The sequence below is a fragment of the Brevibacterium sp. MGP-B1 genome (assembly GCF_057766545.1).
This window is the reverse complement of record NZ_CM173407.1, coordinates 886,660-902,981: the sequence shown is the minus strand read 5'-3', so window position 1 is coordinate 902,981 and position 16,322 is coordinate 886,660. Positions and strand designations below refer to the sequence as shown.

Sequence of the window (16,322 nt, the reverse complement as noted above, 5' to 3'; positions counted from 1 at the left end):
CGTGCCTGTCGAATAATGTAGGGAATCCGGGTGTCGGCCGACTGGGTCGCGCCGCAGTTGCAGACCACAGAGGCGTGGAATGAGAACTGGATCGTCCCGACCGTATCGTCGACCTTCCCAAATATTCGTTGCCGTTTTCTCTGCGCTGAGTTTGGTCGCGGTTGTCGGCTGTGCCGACAACTCGCCGGTAGCCGCACCGACGTCGACCCTGCCCGCGCAGCAGACCGACGGAGGGTCGACCGATAGTCCCGCCGAGGTGGCCATCCCCGACTACGAAACCGACCTTGACCTCGATAAAGAGGAAAAGAAGGCCGTCGAGGGCGCGCTGGTGGCGTTGGATGAATATGTGACGACATTGAACGAGGCGTTTTCAAGCGGCGGAAAGAAAACTGAAAATATTGATGGCGCAGCAAAAGGGGAAGCGCTCGAAACCCTTAAACAGGATTCCAAGGAACTCAAGAAGAATAAAAAGCACATGGCAGGCGAGTTCCGCATTGAAGATCGAGTAATTCAAGACGTAGGTTCAGGAACAGACGAAGTCGTAGTTCTCACCTGCGTTGATAATTCCAATTTTGCAGAGGTGGGTGCTGGAGAGTCGCTACCTGATCAGGAACCCGAACCACTCCGAGTCAGGTTTCTTGCTGAGTTGGATAACAGCGATTGGAAAATCGAGTCTCAGAGCTTGTGGAGTACGCCTTGCGGCAAATAGGGCTTATAGCTTCTCTACTCTGTCTGATCATGCTCAGCGGTTTTGGTCCGTCTGGTGGTGTCCATTCCGGGCCAGGATGTAGTGCACTCAGCTTAAAGAAGTGCAAAGTTGTAGAACCCCCTGCACCCCAGCCACCTCCTGGCGGGGGCGACTCCGGCGGCGGAGGCTCCGGAAGTGGCGGCTCTGGTGGAGGCAGCAACGGCGGCGGTGGTTCCGGAGGTGGAGGTGGCGCCGGCGGAGGAGGCGGCGGCGGTCAGCCTGACTGCCCGACTGAAGACGTCGGCTATCTGTGTGTGAGTGAACCCGGCCCCGGTGGCGGAGGGGGCGGTGGAGGCGGCGCCCCAACGCGGCCCGATCCCCCGACGCACATCCCTGAATCGCAGTTTCAGAATTTCGACATACCGGCTCCCACAATCTACGCCTGGCCGAAGGATTGGGCCGTCGTCGGCAAACCAGCCGCCTTCTGGACGGACATCGACGTCAGCTATATCGACATGACCCTGCTGACCTATGCCGTCAAGGTCAAAGTCACCCCAGAGCGCTTCAACTGGGACTTCGGAGACGGCTCGGGCACGACCACTACTGTGAAGGGCGCGAAGCCACTGCCCGGCGGCACACCCCAGATCGGACACGAATACCAAGAATCCGGCAAGGTATCCGCGTCGATGACCGCGACATTCAGCGGAGAATTCTCGGTCGACGGCGGCCCTTGGCTTCCCATTGACGGATTCGCTCACGTCGCCAGCAACGACATCGGCATCGAGGTCTACCGATATCACCGCTACCTTGTCGACGAAGACTGCTACTCAAATCCTCGCGGGCCAGACTGTGCCCAATCTGCCCGATGACGTCGTGACGTTCTCATTCGGAAAGGCTCAGCCCATCGCCCGGACATAATCAGTGAGCCCTTGACGAGAGAAACCTGAAACAATGGCCCCATGGTGTGCCGAATCAACGAGCTCCTGATCGAATCTCATTGGCCTATCGTCATCATCGGCGCGGGCCAGGCCGGACTGTCCGCAGCACACTACCTGTGGCGCGACGGCCTCGCACCGGGCAAAGATTTCATCATCCTCGATGCCGGAGACGGCCCCGGTGGTGCCTGGCGAGAACGGTGGGACTCATTGACTTTGGGCACCACCAACCACATCTCCGACCTACCTGGGTTTCCTCTCGGACGGCCCGACCCGAACGTCCCCGCCTCGGAGGTGGTGTCCGACTACTACTCCCGGTTCGAACGCGAACTCGAACTCTGCGTCATCCGCCCGGCTGAAGTGGACACCGTCCGGTCCGAAGAACCCGGACAGGGACGGTTCACCATTACTGCCACCGTCGACGGTGAACACGTGACGCTCTCCAGCGACTACCTCATCAACGCAACCGGCACTTGGACCCAGCCTTACGTCCCCTTCATCCCCGGCATCGCGGAGTTCGAGGGCCACCAGCTGCATACCGTGAACTTCCGTGACGTCGAGGACTTCCGAGGACTGCGCACGCTCGTCGTCGGCGGCGGGATCTCCGCCACGCAGTTTCTCCTCGAACTTGCCGAGGTGACCGACACTCTCTGGGCCACACGCCGTCCCCCGAACTTCACGTCCAGGGAATTCGACGGCCAGTGGGGCCTCGAAGTCGAACGAGCCGTTCGCGAACGAACTCTGTCCGGTCTGGCCCCAGCCAGCGTCGTCCGCACGACCGGGCTGCCGATCCGCAGAGAATTCCGGGACGGAATCGACTCGGGAGTTCTGGTGTCTCGAGGCATGTTCGACCGCATCCTTCCCCACGGCGTCCACTTCCCCGGACTCGGCGCCACGGAGCTGCCTGCCACGTCGGAAGGCTTGGGCCCTTCGGCCAGCGACCACCTGGCAGTGCCCGAATCATGGGCGCCGTTCGACGAACCCCGTGTCGAAGAGGTCGACGTGATCTTCTGGAACACCGGGTTCCGAGCAGCACTCAAACACCTTGCACCGCTGCGCCTGCGCACACCTGATGGCGGGATCTCCATGGAAACCGAGGTCGCGGTCAAAGACGATCCGCGGCTGTTCCTCGTCGGCTACGGATCAGCCAGTTCCACGGTGGGCGCGACCAGGGCCGGAAGGATAGCGGCCCGGGAACTGCTCAAACGCATGTCTGGCAGTCGACAGCCTCAGCGCAGGTCAGGGGCCTTGAGCACCTGATCGTCGAGGCGAATCGTCGGCAGCATTTGTCGAAACTGGTCCTGAGCCTCGATGTCATCGGCTTGCGCGAGCATGTCGACGCTGACCTTGAAGAGCCGACCGTCGACGGATACTCCTGCAACGGCACCGAAGATCACGGAGTCCTCTTTGTCGACGGCCCGCATGTCGTCTGGAGCGAGTGTGCCGTGGAAAACCCAGTACTCTCCCCCGCTCAGTGACCCGGTGGACTCACTGGCCATGGACGATCCCGAGGTACTGAACATCCTTTCCCGTGCCTTGTCCACCAACCCCTGTGGTGACGACCCATCGTCATCAATGCAGTTGACAGTGATGATCGCGCCAGAATCAGCTTCGTAGAGCCGATATCCGTCGTAGCCGGAGCCATCGGCCCAGGCGGCGCCCAAAGCCAAACTGACTTCGACGGGACATTGTCCGCCCAGGTCGACAGTGGTCTCGCTCATCCCGTCGGGAATCGTCGGGCCGGTTGCGGTCGGCGAAGGCGACTGTCCGTCGCCGATTCCCACATTCGCCGGTTTGGATCCCGCATCTTCGGAGCTGCTGACCTTGAACGCCGAACATCCGCTGAGAGTCAGGCCCAGGGCCAGCGTCACCGCTACGAGTGGTCTGTTCATCATTGTCTGCCTTCACTCGATCGGTGGGGTCCTCCACATCGTACCCAATCATCTGGTCGTCCCCGGTCTCTGGCGCAAGCGTCAACTGCCGCCTAGCCTGGACTCATGACTGAGATCCCGCTTTTCGATGACTCCGATATCAACCGTGTGCTCTGCGTGGTCGCCCACCCTGACGATATGGAATACGGGGGTTCGGCAGCCGTGTCGAAATGGACCGATGAGGGCAAAGAAGTCGCCTATCTTCTGCTCACCCGAGGGGAAGCAGGAATCCGGGACATGAGCCCGGACGAAGTGGCACCGCTGCGCGCCGAGGAACAGCGTCGGGCATGCAATATCGTCGGCGTCGACGATCTGGAGATCCTCGACTTCCCGGATGGTCTGCTGGAACCCACGCACGAGTTGCGTCGGGCAATCGCGCGGAAGATCCGCGAGTTCCGCCCGAATGCGGTTGTCGTGACGACCTTCGACCTCCAGGTGCAATGGGGGCTCAATCATGTCGACCACCGCCATGCCGGAGTTGCCACCGTCGACGCTATTCGCGATGCGGACAATCCCTGGGTCTTCACCGATCTCAAGGATGAGGGACTTGAAGCGTGGAAGGCAGATCGGCTGCTCATCAATGGCGCCCAGCCCACTCACGCCGTGGCGCTTACCGCGGAGCACGTCAACCGTGGTGTGCGATCGCTTGAGGCACACGAGGTCTATTTGGACGCCCTCGGCGATCATCCGGCGCCGAAGGATATGATCCCCGGCATCGCCACGAGCGGTGGAGAACTCGCCGGCGTTGACTATGCCCTGCCGATCACAGTCGTCGATATGTGAGTACTTCGCCAATTGCTCCTCGTCAGCAGCCGGCGCTCCGAACCACTTCGACCGGCTCGCTGCTGATATAGAACAACCGGGCGGGACGCGTGTGCGTCCCGCCCGGTTCGTACTTCGCGGGTCTGCCATCGGCCCGCGGAGTGGAGATCAGGCTCCCAGAGCTGCGATTGCCGAATCGTAGTCGGGTTCGGTGGTGATCTCGTCAACGAGCTGCGTGTACGTCACGGTGCCCTTCTCGTCGAGGACGACGACGGACCGGGCGAGCAGACCGGCGAGCGGACCGTCGACCATGGTCACACCGAAATCCTTGCCGAACGAGCTGCGGAACCCCGATGCCGTCACGACGTTCTCGATGCCTTCGGCGCCGCAGAAGCGGGCCTGGGCAAACGGAAGGTCGTTGGACACGCAGAGGACGGTGGTGTTCTCCAGGCCGGAGGCGAGTTCGTTGAACTTGCGCACCGAGGCGGCGCACACTCCCGTATCGAGGCTGGGGAAGATGTTGAGCACGACGCGCTTGCCCGAATTGTCCTGTGAGTTCACATCACCGAGGTCGGCGCCGACGAGGCTGAATGCCGGGGCCTGTTCGCCCTTGGCGGGCAGTTCGCCGACGGTCTTGACCGGAGATCCCTGAAATGCTGTGTTGGCCATGCTTGACTCTCTCCTTCTTCAGAGCTGACTGCTGTCACCCTCACTCTACGTGAGACGGCGCCGAGGGGAACCTGATGAACGCAGACCGGTCATTCGACCGCCTCTCGGACCGCTGATCCCCACCGGTGGCCGACAGCCGCTCAGCGACGACGGCGACGTGAGACGACCACGAGTGCCGAACCGAGTGCGATGATCGCAGCTGCGATGCCGATGCTTGTGGCAAGCTCGAAGCCGGTCCGCGGCAGGTCAGCCCCGCCATCTGCACCGGCTGCCGAATCGTCAGCTTCGCTGCCTTCAGCATTGCCGTCCGATGTACCACCGTCGGATGCACTGTTCGCCGAGTCGTCGTTCTCGGATGTTGCCTCTCCGGCATTGTCCTCCCCGTCAGCGCTTCCGGAGCTCCCGGGCCCCGAGCTGTCGGAGGCACCACCGGCATCGGACTCGCCTCCGGCGGACGCATTCGAGCCTGCCTCGGCAGTGGCTTCGCCGGAACTGTCGGAATCCTCGCTGTCACCGGAATCGTCATCGTCTCCGCCGGGTGCACGGCTGCTGGTGACGACTTTCCAGTTCTCGTCGAAGAAGTCGGCGGGGTCGACGATCTGCTTCTCCTCCGCCCAGTCGATGAGTGCCTGACGCACCTCGACCTGTTCGTTGTAGACCTCTTTGAGTCCGTCGACGGGATAGCCGCCTCCACCGGACTGACGATAGTTGTTGATGGCGAGGATGAACCGGTCATCGTCTCCGATTTCGCTGCCGTCAGCCTGCGTGAGGTTCTCGATCCTCTCCCCGGTCGGTTTGGAGACATTGATGTCGTAGTCGATTCCGGCCAGAGCATCGTAGTTGTAGTCCGGGATCGGAGATTCCGAGACTTCGTCGATCGCGTTCGTGCCGTCGACCGGGTCGAATTCGGCGCCTTCCTCGGTCTGTTTGAAATAGCGTGCCGAGTATTCGAGGTAGTCGCGCAGTTGAGCACCGTTGATCTCAACTCCGGCAAGAGTGTTGTCGTAGACGTAGAGTCCGGCCACATCTCGGATCGTGATGTCGCCGGCCGGGAACTCTGCGGTTCGGCTGAAGGGTGATGCCTGCGAGATCACGGGAAGATCGGCATAATCCGTTCCTTTCAGCCCTTCTTCAATCGTCTCGGTTTGGACGTGGGAGATGAAGTCGAGGATGGCCGTGTCTTCATAATAGGAGGTCTTCGCCGACAGTGTTTCGGTGACCGATCCGATCTTCGTGTTCACGTAGTCGATCGTGGTCTGGTGCTGCTCATCGACAAGGTCTTTGATCTCCTGGTCCTCAGCGACCTCCCCCTGGGTGGCAAGAGCGTCTGCGTGCGGCTCGGTCTCGCCCCAGTCGACGTGGTGGGTGTCAAGATTGATCGGCAGTCCCACCTCGGATACTGACCGTGCCCAATAGTTCGGTTGGGTGATGAGCACCTGGGTGCCGTCGTCACGGGTCACGACCTGACTGGGTTCGTTCTGATGAGTGTGGCCGGCGACGAGGACATCAACTCCGGGCACTTTCGCTACCGAGGTGCTGACGTTCTCCTGCAGCTGGTCCGGATCCCAGCTCTGTCCCTTCGGATCTTTGCCCGAGTGGGACAGTACGACGATGACGTCTGCGCCCTTCTGTTTCATCTCGGGGACGTACTTCTGTGCCGTCTCGACCGGATCGTCGAAGTGCACCTTCCCGGACAGGTTGTTCTTGTCCCAGATGCGGCTGCCGGGTGTGGTCACGCCGAGAACGCCGACGGTGATCGTCTCACCATCGACCTGCTTGTCGACCATCGCGTACGGGTCCAAATGGGTCTCTCCGTCGGCATCGTCGATGACATTGGCTCCGAGCAGCGGAAAGTCGATCTGGTCGCGGTAGGTGGCCAGCAGGTCGAGGCCATAGTTGAATTCGTGGTTGCCGACGACCTGTGCGTCGTATCCCAGGTGGTTAAAGGTCTTGGCCAGTGGGTGGGTTTGGCCACTCGTCGTGATCGGTTCCTGTTTGGCGAAGTAGTAGGCCAATGGATTGCCTTGGATCGTGTCACCGTTGTCGACGAGGAGCACGGAATCGGCACCTTTGTCCTCACGTACTCCCTTGATGAGAGTCGAGGCTCGGGACATGCCCAGCTCCTCCCCTGCCGGGTAGGGCTTGTTCGCGAAGTAGTCCCAGTTGAGTACGTTGCCGTGAACGTCGGTCGTCGCCAGCAGAGTCAGTTCTCCGGTTGTCGCCGCCTGAGAGTCGGCGGGGGCATCGGCACTGCCGAGGCCGGTCGCGGAGGCGGCCGCGGGGCCGGTGACGATGAGAGCGAGGGCGAGTGTGAACGAGGACAGGGTGCGCAGACGCATGAGTCTCCAGAGAACTGGTCAAAGAGGATGAAAGTGATCCAACTCTCTTACGCTAGTGGGCGCTGATCGTTTTCTGAATGGATCTTGAGAGAAATTTGCACAAACTCTCTTGCGTTCACGCTGTGGTGGAATCGGCTCCGACAGCTTCATCCTTCGCAGACGCAGATTTCGCCTCGACGATGATGAGGATGATGACAATTGCCGCGCCGAGGACCGCAAGCAGGATCGGACCGAGCACCGGATCGACGGGGGCCAGCAGGCCGCCCGCTCCGTGTTCTTCGCCGTCGCCGCCCACCTGTGCAGATGACTGCCACGGCCAGAGCGCACGGAGGGAACCGAGCATCAGGCCTGCCATGACGATGAGGGTCCACCACCGGTGGTTGTGCAGAAAGTATTTGAGGATGTTGACGAAGACCGCCAGGCCGAGGATCGCGCCGAGCATGAATATTCCGAGGTACCCGAAGTCGCGGGAGTCGACGGCCCGTAGAGTGGTCGAGTACATGCCCACTGCCAGCAGGAAGAACGATCCGGACACTCCGGGAACGACGAGTGCGCAGATGGCGATCGAGGCGACGAAGAAGACGGCGATGAGCGGTGGATTCTCCACGTCTGCCCCACCTGCCAGACTCGTCATCCAGAATGCGAGAGCGGCGGCGACGATGAACGCCAGAACGCCGAGGATCACGGGCTGCCGTAAAGAACGGGACGGCAACATCCTCAACGGGACCGCGATGCTGGCGGCGACAAGACCGAAGAACAGACCCCGGGAGAGCTCGGGGTTGCTGGTGACGAAGCCTTCCATGACACCGGCGATGGTGAACACTGCCGCGGCCATGCCCAACAGAACAGGGATGACGAGGAACCAGTCGGTGCGCCGCAGTTCCGCCAGTGCCCCCGCGGCACGGTTCGGTCCTGTCACGAGGGTCTTCGCGGCCGAAACGACGTGAGATGCGGAGTCGATGAGCTGGTCGTAGACTCCGGTGACCAAGGCGATGGTTCCGCCGGAGACCCCGGGGACGAGTTCGGCGCTGCCGATGAGGAAGCCCCGGATCAGGTCGAGCGGGAGGAGCGCTTTGGATCTCTTCGGCGCAGTGTCGGTATCGGTCGGCAGGGACTTCGTCATACCTTCCAGCCTATTTGATCCACCCCGTGCAGATGAGTCGCGACTCAGTCGCCGATCTCACCATCGATGTCTTCGCGCAGGATGTCCGCATGACCTGCGTGGCGTGCGTACTCTTCGATGAGATGGATGAGGATCCATCGGACGTTGAACTTCTCTCCGCCACTGTCTCCACGCGCGGTGAGGGTGTCGAGGTCGGCAACCTCGGCGAGGATTTCACGGGACTTCTCACAGGCCCGCTCGTGGTCAGCCAGGAGCTCGTCCGCGGTCATCCCTGACGCAGACTCGAAGTCCCAATCGCGATCGCTGTTCCAGTCGACGCTCGACCACGGCTCCCCCAGCTCTCTGCCCCGCAGCACTTCGACGAACCAGCTCTCCTCGACGAGTGTGAGATGGCGGAGGATGCCGCCGATCGTCAGAGACGATGAGGCCACGGTGTGGTCGAGCTGCTGGGGCGTCAGCCCGTCGGCCTTGCGTCTGACCACCTGTCGGAAGTACTCGACGAATTCTTCGAGCCCACGACGTTCGTTCGGGGCATTGCTCGGATCGGTCAATGGCAGGGTCATGCTGAGCCTCTCTGATCATGCAGACGGCCTGATGTTCGAACCAGGCGTGTGAGGCTCAGTCTAGTTTTCGCCGACCGATGTCGAAGAGATTTCCTTCAGGATCTTTCAGAGTCGTCCATTCGATCCCATATTCGTCGAAAGACGCGAGCTTATGTGCACCCAAGGAGACCGCGCGGTCGACGTCCGCCGGATAGTGCGGATCGTCGAGGTCGATATGCAGCGGGTTCTTCCCCTCGGCGCGTTCGTCGACCTTGAGGAAGAGCATTCCCGGGGTCGGCGACTCGCTGTTGTGGACTCCCCCGATGCTTGCAACGAATTCATTGGCGCCGGGGTCGATGTCGGCACCGAGGAGGTCTGCCCAGAAGATCGATTGAGCTTCCACATCGAGGCAGTCAAAGGTGATGCTCAAAGATGCCAGCGACGCCATGAGCGTAGTCCTTTCGCAGTCGGATAGGTGTTGACCCGACTCTAGAGCACCCCACCGACATGGCACGTCGAAGGCGTCATCGTCGGTTATCCGCCGTCATCGTCACGTCAGCCGCGGGGCTGGCGCGCCAGCTGCCGCGACTGAGCGACGAGGCGACCGGTCGAGTCCCACAGTTCGCAGTCCTCTTCGAACATTCCGCCGGCGATGTTCCGAGTGGACAGTCGCGCGCTGATCCAGCCGGGGGCGGGCAGGGCGCGGACATGTGCGGTCAGTTCCATCGTCGGCGCCCAGTTGAAGCGACCGAGGTCGAACATCACCGGCGGAAACGAGTCGAGGAAAGTCAGCAATGACAGCGGGTCCGGGTCGGTCCCGTCGACGAACCGAATCCAACCCTGCAGCACTCCGCGACCGCTGGGTTTGCCGACCGCGAATCCTGCGGTGGCCGGGTCGAGGCGCATATCGAACCGTTCGATGAGCGGCGCCGCCTTCTTGAAGTCCTCGCTGGCTTCGGCGACACCGACACACTCTTCCGGCGGGGGCAGCTGGGGCGGCGTGGCTGTCGTGCCGACATCGTCGGGAAGCTCGCCGAGGTTGCCCATCGTGGCCATTGCCGAGATCGTCGGTGCCCCGTTCTGGGAGAGTTCGATGCCGTAGCTCGCAGTCGATCGACCTTCGCGCAGTGTGCGCGTGGTGATGTCGACTGGGCCTTCTCTGCTCGGTCCGAGATAGAAGGTGGAGATGACGAGGGGGTCCGGGGTGCTCGGATTGACGGTGCGCAGGGCTTGTCCGGCGACTCCGAGGAGGTAGCCTCCGTTGACGGCTCCGGCGACTTTCCAGCCGGCGTCGAGTTCGGCGGTGAAGCTGTGGTCGCCTTGACGGGTGACTGCGATGGCCTGTGAGAACTCACTGACGGTCGATTGACTCATATCACATACAGTACCAACAACTGAACGAACGTCCAGCCAGATTCAATTCCGACCAGACTGCCGTTCGTTGCCGTGGCGATAGTTTCCTGTCGCCCGTGCCAGCAGCTGCTGGTCGGTGTCGTCATCTCGGCCGAGCTTGGGGATGAGCGCGGCAGCTTTCTTTCCGCCGAGCTCCGTGACGGTGCGGCCGCCTCGACGAATGAGGAGGATGCCGGATTTGGTGACCTGGTAGTCGAATGGATCGTCTTCAAGGCTCATATCTGGACTCCTACGTCGGGCGCACTTTGGCGCTTTCATCTCTGCGTTGAGTTGCTGTGAGCGCTCACCGATTAGTCTAAGCGCATGAGTGTGAAGCTGACCCGGGTCGACCCACATGGCTGCGACGATGATCATCTTATTGATTTCTACACCACGGAAGAGTTCCCTTTCCACGCCAGGATGTCTGGCTGCTCGGAGGAAGAAGTGCGCGAACGGATCGCGGACGGCTACTTCAACAGTGAGGAGACCGAGACGTTCTGGCTCGTTCACAGCGAGCGTGGTCGGATCGGCATCGTCCGCCTCGAGGATCTTCGTGACGAGACGCCGATGTTCGACCTTCGATTAGCTTCGCGATTTCGAGGTCGGGGCCTCGGCGCTGAGGCATTGACCGCCATTACCGCTCATGTCTTTTCCAGCACACGAGCAAATCGGTTGGAGGGTCAGACCCGCGAAGACAATCACGCCATGAGGTCGGTTTTCGACCGGGCGGGCTGGACGAAAGAAGCTCACTATCGCCGCTCGTGGCCTGTAATTGGCGGCGATCCGCTGGATTCGGTCGGCTATGCGATCCTGCGCGAGGAATGGGAGACAGGCGTCGTGAACGAGCTGCACTGGCACGATCGCCGTCATTTCCGTGAGCAAGCTCGTGCCGGGATCACGTATACGTCGAATACTCTGCCATCGCGCAGTGAGATGCTCGCGCTCTACGATTCGGTGGGATGGTCGGCGTACACGAACGACCCGGAACGGCTGGTCCGCAGTGTGCTCAACTCTTCTCACGTGGTTTGTGCTCGCCAGGCAAGGGTGCTCGTCGGTTTGGCGCGTGTGGTCAGTGACTTCGGAACACTTGTCTACCTCCAAGATGTCCTGGTCGCTCCAGGAATGCAGCGGCGCGGCATCGGGGCTGAACTGGTCGCTCGCGTCCTCGAACCTTTCGCCGATGTCCGACAGACCGTCTTGCTCACCGACGCCGATCCCGGACTGGCTGATTTCTACACGTCGCTCGGCTTCAGCGAAGCCGCCCCGTCTGCAGGGGCGGCGGTCCGTGCTTTCGTCCGATGACGTGAAAGTGCCCCTGGCCTTCCGGCCAGGGGCACTTTCTCTCAGTCGGTCAACGAGTGACCGTCAGAGTGTGTTTCAGTTGTTCTTCTTGCGACGCATGGTCAGAACAACAGCGGCTCCACCGACGAGGAGCAGTCCGGCTCCGGCGGCCAGGCCGGTCAGCTCGGCACCGGTGCGAGGCAGATCAGATCCGCCGCCGTCACCGTTTCCATCATCGTTGCCGTTGTCGTCACCATCGTTGCCGCCGCCGTTGCCGTCTTCGTCGGCAACAACCTGGAAGGAGCCGGTGAGGGCCTCTTCGTCTTCGGTGTCGTTGGCGCCGGTGACCTGAACGTCGTACTTACCGAGGTAGGCCTCGGGGTTCGAAGCGCTGGTGCCGTAGATCGAGAATCCGACGACTCCGTCAGCGTTGGCAGTCTGCGTCATCTCGTAGTCCTTGACGCCTTCAGGCCCGTCGACAACCTTGAGGGTCACTTTCTCTCCCTCTTCGAAGCCTTCAGCCGTGATCTGCACGCCCTTGTCTTCCTTCACGAAGTCCGAAGCAGCGATCTCCTTCGGCTCGACGGTCAGGTTGCGCTCGGCCTCTGCAGCCTGGACAGTCACCGTGAAGTTAGCGGCTTCCGAGGTCTGTCCGTTAGCTGTGACCGTGGCGGAGTAGGCGTATTCGCCAGCCTCAGCAGGAGCCTCGGTGGAGAAGTTTCCGTCAGCATCGGTCTCGACCGTGACGCTGCCCTCAGCCGGTGCGGCCTGAGCCTGAGCGGAACCCGCCTGGGCATCGCCAGTGGGCTTCCAGGTCAGCTTCACTTCAGCGTTCGGAGCAGCCTTGCCGGTGATCTTTCCACCTTCAACGACGGTCTGGTCTCCGACCTTGGGAGCTTCAGGCTTCTCGTCACCGTCAGCGTCGGAATCGGCCTTGTCATCCTTGCCGTCGGCGGCAGCGGATGCATCGGCGTCATCGCCATCAGCGGCAGCGTCTGCTTCTGCTCCGTCTGCGTCGGCCGATGCTTCAGCGTCGTCGCCTTCTGCAGCGGAGGAAGCGTCTGCTTCCTTGGCGTCGGCGTCAGCGCTATCGGACGCGTTCGCATCGTCGCCCTCGGCGGCAGCGGATGCATCTGCGTCCTCGCCGTCGGCAGCGGCAGAAGCGTTTGCATCGTCGCCTTCGGCGGCTGCGGATGCATCTGCGTCCTTATCATCCTCACCCGGAGGTTCTTCATTTGGGTCGGTGAAAGAGATCTTCTGTCCGGTCTGCTTCAGCGAGTAGTCCAGGTCAGCGACCCAGCCCCACATAAAGGTCTCTCCATCGATCGTCACTGGATCGGGAATTCCACCAGAGATCACTCCGACGGCCTTATCTCCCTGGAACACTCCACCGCCAGAATCGCCGGGCATCGAGAAGTCTCCACCAACCGGCGAAGTAACTCCAAATCCATGCACCCAACGATCTCCGACCTGCTGGAAGTCGAATGGCCACAGCTCACCCGCGGCGACCTGACCAGTTGTCAGACCAGTCGTTCGGCCCGATTTCTGGATCTCACCCGGCGAATGAGAAGCGACAGAGCTGATGTCGATAGTGGATCCGGAAAGATCATCCGTCTTCGCCGTGCTCCAATCGGTAACCTCAGGCTTAACGTTGTACTTCGAGTCATCAAGGTTGATCACCGCAAAATCGATGTCATCTTCGGCTGCTTCGTCAGGGTTTTTCGGATCGGTTACGGGCCCACCAAATCTATTGAAACCCCACTCGCCGAGAGGCCCGATGCCCTGCGGATCATAGCCGCCTTTTTCGTGATCGCCCGTGACTGCAGGGGCCGTTGACGGCAATTCAGCGTCCTTCAGCTTCACCAGTTCGCCCGGTCCGGAATCTTCAGCACAGTGTCCTGCAGTCAGGATGACAGGCTTTCCGGCCGCGTTCCATCCCGAGAATCCAGTTGAGCAAGCTCCCACGTATCCTGGCTGGCTCGGAATGTCTGAGATATACCCCATGCCACCCACAGCGTCGTTTTTGGCGTAAGGCTCTGCCTTCTTCATGCCGGAAACGACCTCGACCTTATCGGCTCCGTACTTCTTCTTCAGATCTTGGATCTGAGCCGAGTCAGCGTCTGCTTCATTCTCTACGCCGAGATGCAGGGTCTTCGTCTTCTCATCGAAGCCGAACGCGTTAACTTCGTTGACCTGTTTAGCCGCTTTGACTGCCTGCTGTTCAGTCATGACTGGCGTATCTGCCGCTGCGGGACCGGCGGTAAGCGCGCCGCCGAGGCCGAGTGCTGTCGCTGCTGCCAGCGCCAGCGAACTCTGCACGAGTTTCTTCTGCATAAGTTGTTGTCTCTCTGTTCTGAGGGATCAATGTCACAAGTTGATGACCTAAGTCACGATAAGGTTACGGGCCGCACTCAGGAACTACCAAAAAAGTACGTCCAAAACTGTGAACTTAATGACCGAAACTTCAGCAGATGTACAAAGCGACTTGCCGGCATCTTCCGGGAGACCGCCGCCATGAATAGACGGTGCCCCCGGTCAGAAGACCGGGGGCACCGTCGGTGAGTTCAACCGACCGTCAGACGGTCAGCATCACTGCACTCAGTTGTTGTTCTTGCGACGCATCGTCAGAACGACCGCGGTTCCGCCCACAAGGAGCAGTCCGGCTCCGGCAGCGAGGCCGGTCAGCTCGGCACCGGTGCGAGGCAGGTCAGAACCGCCGTCACCGTTTCCGTCATCGTCGTTTCCGTCGCCGGCTCCGCCATCGGCATTGCCGTCGTCGTTGTTGCCGTCGTCATCACCGCCGGATCCGCCACCGGATCCGTCTTCGTCAGCGACAACCTCGAACGAACCGGTCAGTGCCGACTCATCCTCGGTGTCGTTGTCGCCGGTGACCTCGACGTCGTACTTACCGAGGTAGGCCTCGGGGTTCTCGGCGCTGGTGCCGTAGATCGAGAATGCGGCAGCGCCGTTCTCGTTTGCGGTCTCGTCCAGCTTGATGCCTTCGACGCCTTCGGGTCCGTTGGCAACCTCGAGGGTCACCTTCTCGCCCTCGTCGAAGCCCTTGACCGTGATCGTCACGCCGTTGTCTTCCTTCACGAAGTCGGAAGCGGCGATCTGCTTGGGATCGATGCTGATCTCACGCTCGGCAGGAGCAGGGGTCTCGGACTCGTCCTTCTCAACGGTCACGTCGAATTCGGTCGTCTTGGATTCCTGTCCATCGACGATCGCCGTCGCAGTGAAGTTGTAGTCACCCTCTGCCTTGGGGCCTTCGACGGAGAAGTTTCCGTCCTTGTCAGCCGTGACGGTCTCAGAACCGTTCTCGGCCTGTGGCTTCGCCTGGGTGCCCTTTTCGCCCTCAGCGGCTTCCCACTTGACCTCGACCTCGGCGCCGGCCTCGGCCTTGCCCTTGATCTTGCCCTCGGGCTCGATGGTCTGGTCTTCGGCCTTCGGAGCGGCAGGTGCCTCAGGGGTCTCCTCGCCCGGCTTCTCGAGGTTGAAGTCCGTGCCGGATTCCTCGAGCGAGTGGTCCAGGTCGGCAACCCAGGTGAACGAGGTGTTCGCATCGAGGTCGCCGCCGCCGGAGATGACGCCCACGGCGGTGTTGCCCTGGTAGACGCCGCCGCCGGAGTCGCCCGGCTGCGAGAAGGGCTTGTCGATCGGAGCGGTCACGCCGAATCCGTGGACCCAGCGACCGCCGACGTTCTGGTAGTCGAAGTCGTACTCCGAGCGGGGCAGAACTTCGCCGTCGGTCTTACCGGTGGTGCGACCGGCCTTGCTGATGGCACCGTCCTTGTGCGCACCGACCTCGGTGATCTCGGTGGTCGACTTGGCCAGATCGTCCGAATCGGCGGTCGACCAGTCGGTGATGCCGTTCTTGACGTTGTACTTTGACTCGTCAACGTTGATGACGGCGAAGTCGATGTCGGACTCGCTGGGCTCAGGCCACTTGTTCTGGTCGGCGCCCTCAAGGAGGTCGCCGCCGAAGTTGTGGAAGCCCCATTTGCCGATGACGCCGTTGCCGGAGGCCTGGAAGCCTTCGCCGCCGTTGGCCTCGGAGATCGAGGGCTTCTCGGTTTGATCGACAGTGGTGTCGCCATCGAACTCGTTGGTCTGCTCGTTGATGATCTTCGAGCAGTGACCGGCGGTCAGGACGACGGGCTTGCCGTCTCCATCCCAGCCGGAGAAGCCGGTCGAGCAGGCTCCGCCACTCTCGCCGGCCTTGACCAGGTAGCCGGCACCGCCGACGAGGTCATTCTTCGCGTAGGGCTTCAGTTCCTTGATGCCCTCGGTGACCTTGATGTTCTGGTACTTCTTCTCGAGCTTCTTGATCTCGTCGGTCTTCTTGGCAACGCCGATGCTGAGCTCGCCACCGTCGGTGCCGTAGGCGTTGACGCCTTCGATACCGGAAAGTGCCTTTTGGACATGAGCTTCACTCTGGAGGTCCAGCTTCTGCGGAGCGTTGTCAGCCATCGCCGGCGAGGCGACGAGCGCGCCGCTCAGACCCAGCGCAGCTGCGGCACTGATTGCCAGCGAACTCTGCACGAGTTTCTTCTGCATAAGGTTGATTCCCTTGATCGTTGTCGATGCTTCGATTGCCCGACCCCGTCAACGGGCTTCGCGCCGATTCGGCGGTTCGCGTCTCCGGTGTCAGATTTCCAAC

General features: G+C 61.4%; 15 protein-coding genes. 5 read left to right on the top strand and 10 right to left on the bottom strand.

Translation table 11 applies throughout. From position 1 onward, the window contains the following. The first annotated feature begins 79 nt into the window (after nt 1–79). The 3 genes from AC3CD9_RS04180 to AC3CD9_RS04170 all read left to right on the top strand — a co-directional run bounded on the left by AC3CD9_RS04180 (nt 80) and on the right by AC3CD9_RS04170 (nt 2,883). The gene (locus AC3CD9_RS04180; protein WP_488366452.1) at nt 80–709 is read left to right on the top strand and encodes a hypothetical protein; all 630 of its coding nucleotides are present in this window, start codon (nt 80–82) and stop codon (nt 707–709) included. Between the two features lie 293 nt (nt 710–1,002). Beyond that, the gene (locus AC3CD9_RS04175) at nt 1,003–1,557 is read left to right on the top strand and encodes a hypothetical protein (RefSeq protein ID WP_488366451.1); all 555 of its coding nucleotides are present in this window, start codon (nt 1,003–1,005) and stop codon (nt 1,555–1,557) included. A 90-nt stretch (nt 1,558–1,647) separates the two neighbouring features. Beyond that, nucleotides 1,648–2,883 carry an NAD(P)-binding domain-containing protein gene (locus tag AC3CD9_RS04170; RefSeq protein WP_488366449.1) on the top strand — a complete coding sequence of 412 codons (1,236 nt, stop codon included), beginning with the start codon at nt 1,648–1,650 and terminating at the stop codon, nt 2,881–2,883. Here the strand turns inward: AC3CD9_RS04170 and AC3CD9_RS04165 are convergent. Then, nucleotides 2,853–3,515, bottom strand: a complete 663-nt coding sequence (locus AC3CD9_RS04165; protein WP_488366447.1) for a hypothetical protein — start codon at nt 3,513–3,515, stop codon at nt 2,853–2,855. The genes AC3CD9_RS04170 and AC3CD9_RS04165 overlap by 31 nt on opposite strands. A 105-nt stretch (nt 3,516–3,620) precedes the next feature. On the opposite strand from AC3CD9_RS04165, the gene AC3CD9_RS04160 reads away from it, so the two are divergent. Next, nucleotides 3,621–4,337 (top strand): PIG-L deacetylase family protein, encoded by a 717-nt coding sequence (locus AC3CD9_RS04160; protein ID WP_488366446.1) that lies wholly within the window; start codon nt 3,621–3,623, stop codon nt 4,335–4,337. Nucleotides 4,338–4,484: 147 nt separating this feature from the next. On the opposite strand, the gene tpx is transcribed toward AC3CD9_RS04160, so the two are convergent. The 7 genes from tpx to AC3CD9_RS04125 form a co-directional block, all read right to left on the bottom strand. After that, a complete protein-coding gene (tpx, locus tag AC3CD9_RS04155; protein WP_488366445.1) occupies nt 4,485–4,985 on the bottom strand; it encodes a thiol peroxidase in 501 nt (166 codons plus the stop codon). Nucleotides 4,986–5,125: 140 nt separating this feature from the next. Next, entirely contained in the window at nt 5,126–7,324 is a 2,199-nt protein-coding gene (locus tag AC3CD9_RS04150; protein ID WP_488366444.1) for a bifunctional metallophosphatase/5'-nucleotidase, read from the bottom strand. A gap of 115 nt (nt 7,325–7,439) precedes the next feature. Then, nucleotides 7,440–8,447 (bottom strand): DUF368 domain-containing protein, encoded by a 1,008-nt coding sequence (locus tag AC3CD9_RS04145; RefSeq protein WP_488366443.1) that lies wholly within the window; start codon nt 8,445–8,447, stop codon nt 7,440–7,442. A 44-nt stretch (nt 8,448–8,491) separates the two neighbouring features. Then, nucleotides 8,492–9,010 (bottom strand): DinB family protein, encoded by a 519-nt coding sequence (locus AC3CD9_RS04140; protein ID WP_488366442.1) that lies wholly within the window; start codon nt 9,008–9,010, stop codon nt 8,492–8,494. 55 nt (nt 9,011–9,065) lie between these two features. Continuing rightward, complete coding sequence (locus AC3CD9_RS04135; protein WP_101544850.1) at nt 9,066–9,437, bottom strand: VOC family protein; 372 nt, start codon at nt 9,435–9,437, stop codon at nt 9,066–9,068. A gap of 107 nt (nt 9,438–9,544) precedes the next feature. Next, nucleotides 9,545–10,363, bottom strand: coding sequence for a thioesterase family protein (locus AC3CD9_RS04130; protein WP_488366441.1), 819 nt, complete (start codon nt 10,361–10,363; stop codon nt 9,545–9,547). 42 nt (nt 10,364–10,405) lie between these two features. After that, nucleotides 10,406–10,621, bottom strand: coding sequence for a hypothetical protein (locus tag AC3CD9_RS04125; protein ID WP_488366440.1), 216 nt, complete (start codon nt 10,619–10,621; stop codon nt 10,406–10,408). A gap of 84 nt (nt 10,622–10,705) precedes the next feature. On the opposite strand from AC3CD9_RS04125, the gene AC3CD9_RS04120 reads away from it, so the two are divergent. Next, a complete protein-coding gene (locus AC3CD9_RS04120) occupies nt 10,706–11,683 on the top strand; it encodes a GNAT family N-acetyltransferase (protein WP_488366439.1) in 978 nt (325 codons plus the stop codon). Between the two features lie 75 nt (nt 11,684–11,758). Here AC3CD9_RS04120 and AC3CD9_RS04115 read toward each other — a convergent pair whose 3' ends face one another. After that, complete coding sequence (locus AC3CD9_RS04115) at nt 11,759–13,996, bottom strand: S1 family peptidase (protein ID WP_488366438.1); 2,238 nt, start codon at nt 13,994–13,996, stop codon at nt 11,759–11,761. A 264-nt stretch (nt 13,997–14,260) separates the two neighbouring features. Beyond that, a complete protein-coding gene (locus AC3CD9_RS04110) occupies nt 14,261–16,219 on the bottom strand; it encodes a S1 family peptidase (RefSeq protein ID WP_488366437.1) in 1,959 nt (652 codons plus the stop codon). Between the last annotated feature and the right edge of the window lie 103 nt (nt 16,220–16,322).

What these genes read in the sequence shown, in the direction of transcription:
- AC3CD9_RS04180 (WP_488366452.1), top strand. Translation starts at nt 80, where the DNA reads ATGAGAACTGGATCGTCCCGACCGTATCGTCGACCTTCCCAAATATTC.
- AC3CD9_RS04170 (WP_488366449.1), top strand. Translation starts at nt 1,648, where the DNA reads ATGGTGTGCCGAATCAACGAGCTCCTGATCGAATCTCATTGGCCTATC.
- AC3CD9_RS04165 (WP_488366447.1), bottom strand. Translation starts at nt 3,515, where the DNA reads ATGAACAGACCACTCGTAGCGGTGACGCTGGCCCTGGGCCTGACTCTC.
- AC3CD9_RS04160 (WP_488366446.1), top strand. Translation starts at nt 3,621, where the DNA reads ATGACTGAGATCCCGCTTTTCGATGACTCCGATATCAACCGTGTGCTC.
- tpx (WP_488366445.1), bottom strand. Translation starts at nt 4,985, where the DNA reads ATGGCCAACACAGCATTTCAGGGATCTCCGGTCAAGACCGTCGGCGAA.
- AC3CD9_RS04150 (WP_488366444.1), bottom strand. Translation starts at nt 7,324, where the DNA reads ATGCGTCTGCGCACCCTGTCCTCGTTCACACTCGCCCTCGCTCTCATC.
- AC3CD9_RS04145 (WP_488366443.1), bottom strand. Translation starts at nt 8,447, where the DNA reads ATGACGAAGTCCCTGCCGACCGATACCGACACTGCGCCGAAGAGATCC.
- AC3CD9_RS04140 (WP_488366442.1), bottom strand. Translation starts at nt 9,010, where the DNA reads ATGACCCTGCCATTGACCGATCCGAGCAATGCCCCGAACGAACGTCGT.
- AC3CD9_RS04135 (WP_101544850.1), bottom strand. Translation starts at nt 9,437, where the DNA reads ATGGCGTCGCTGGCATCTTTGAGCATCACCTTTGACTGCCTCGATGTG.
- AC3CD9_RS04130 (WP_488366441.1), bottom strand. Translation starts at nt 10,363, where the DNA reads ATGAGTCAATCGACCGTCAGTGAGTTCTCACAGGCCATCGCAGTCACC.
- AC3CD9_RS04125 (WP_488366440.1), bottom strand. Translation starts at nt 10,621, where the DNA reads ATGAGCCTTGAAGACGATCCATTCGACTACCAGGTCACCAAATCCGGC.
- AC3CD9_RS04120 (WP_488366439.1), top strand. Translation starts at nt 10,706, where the DNA reads ATGAGTGTGAAGCTGACCCGGGTCGACCCACATGGCTGCGACGATGAT.
- AC3CD9_RS04115 (WP_488366438.1), bottom strand. Translation starts at nt 13,996, where the DNA reads ATGCAGAAGAAACTCGTGCAGAGTTCGCTGGCGCTGGCAGCAGCGACA.
- AC3CD9_RS04110 (WP_488366437.1), bottom strand. Translation starts at nt 16,219, where the DNA reads ATGCAGAAGAAACTCGTGCAGAGTTCGCTGGCAATCAGTGCCGCAGCT.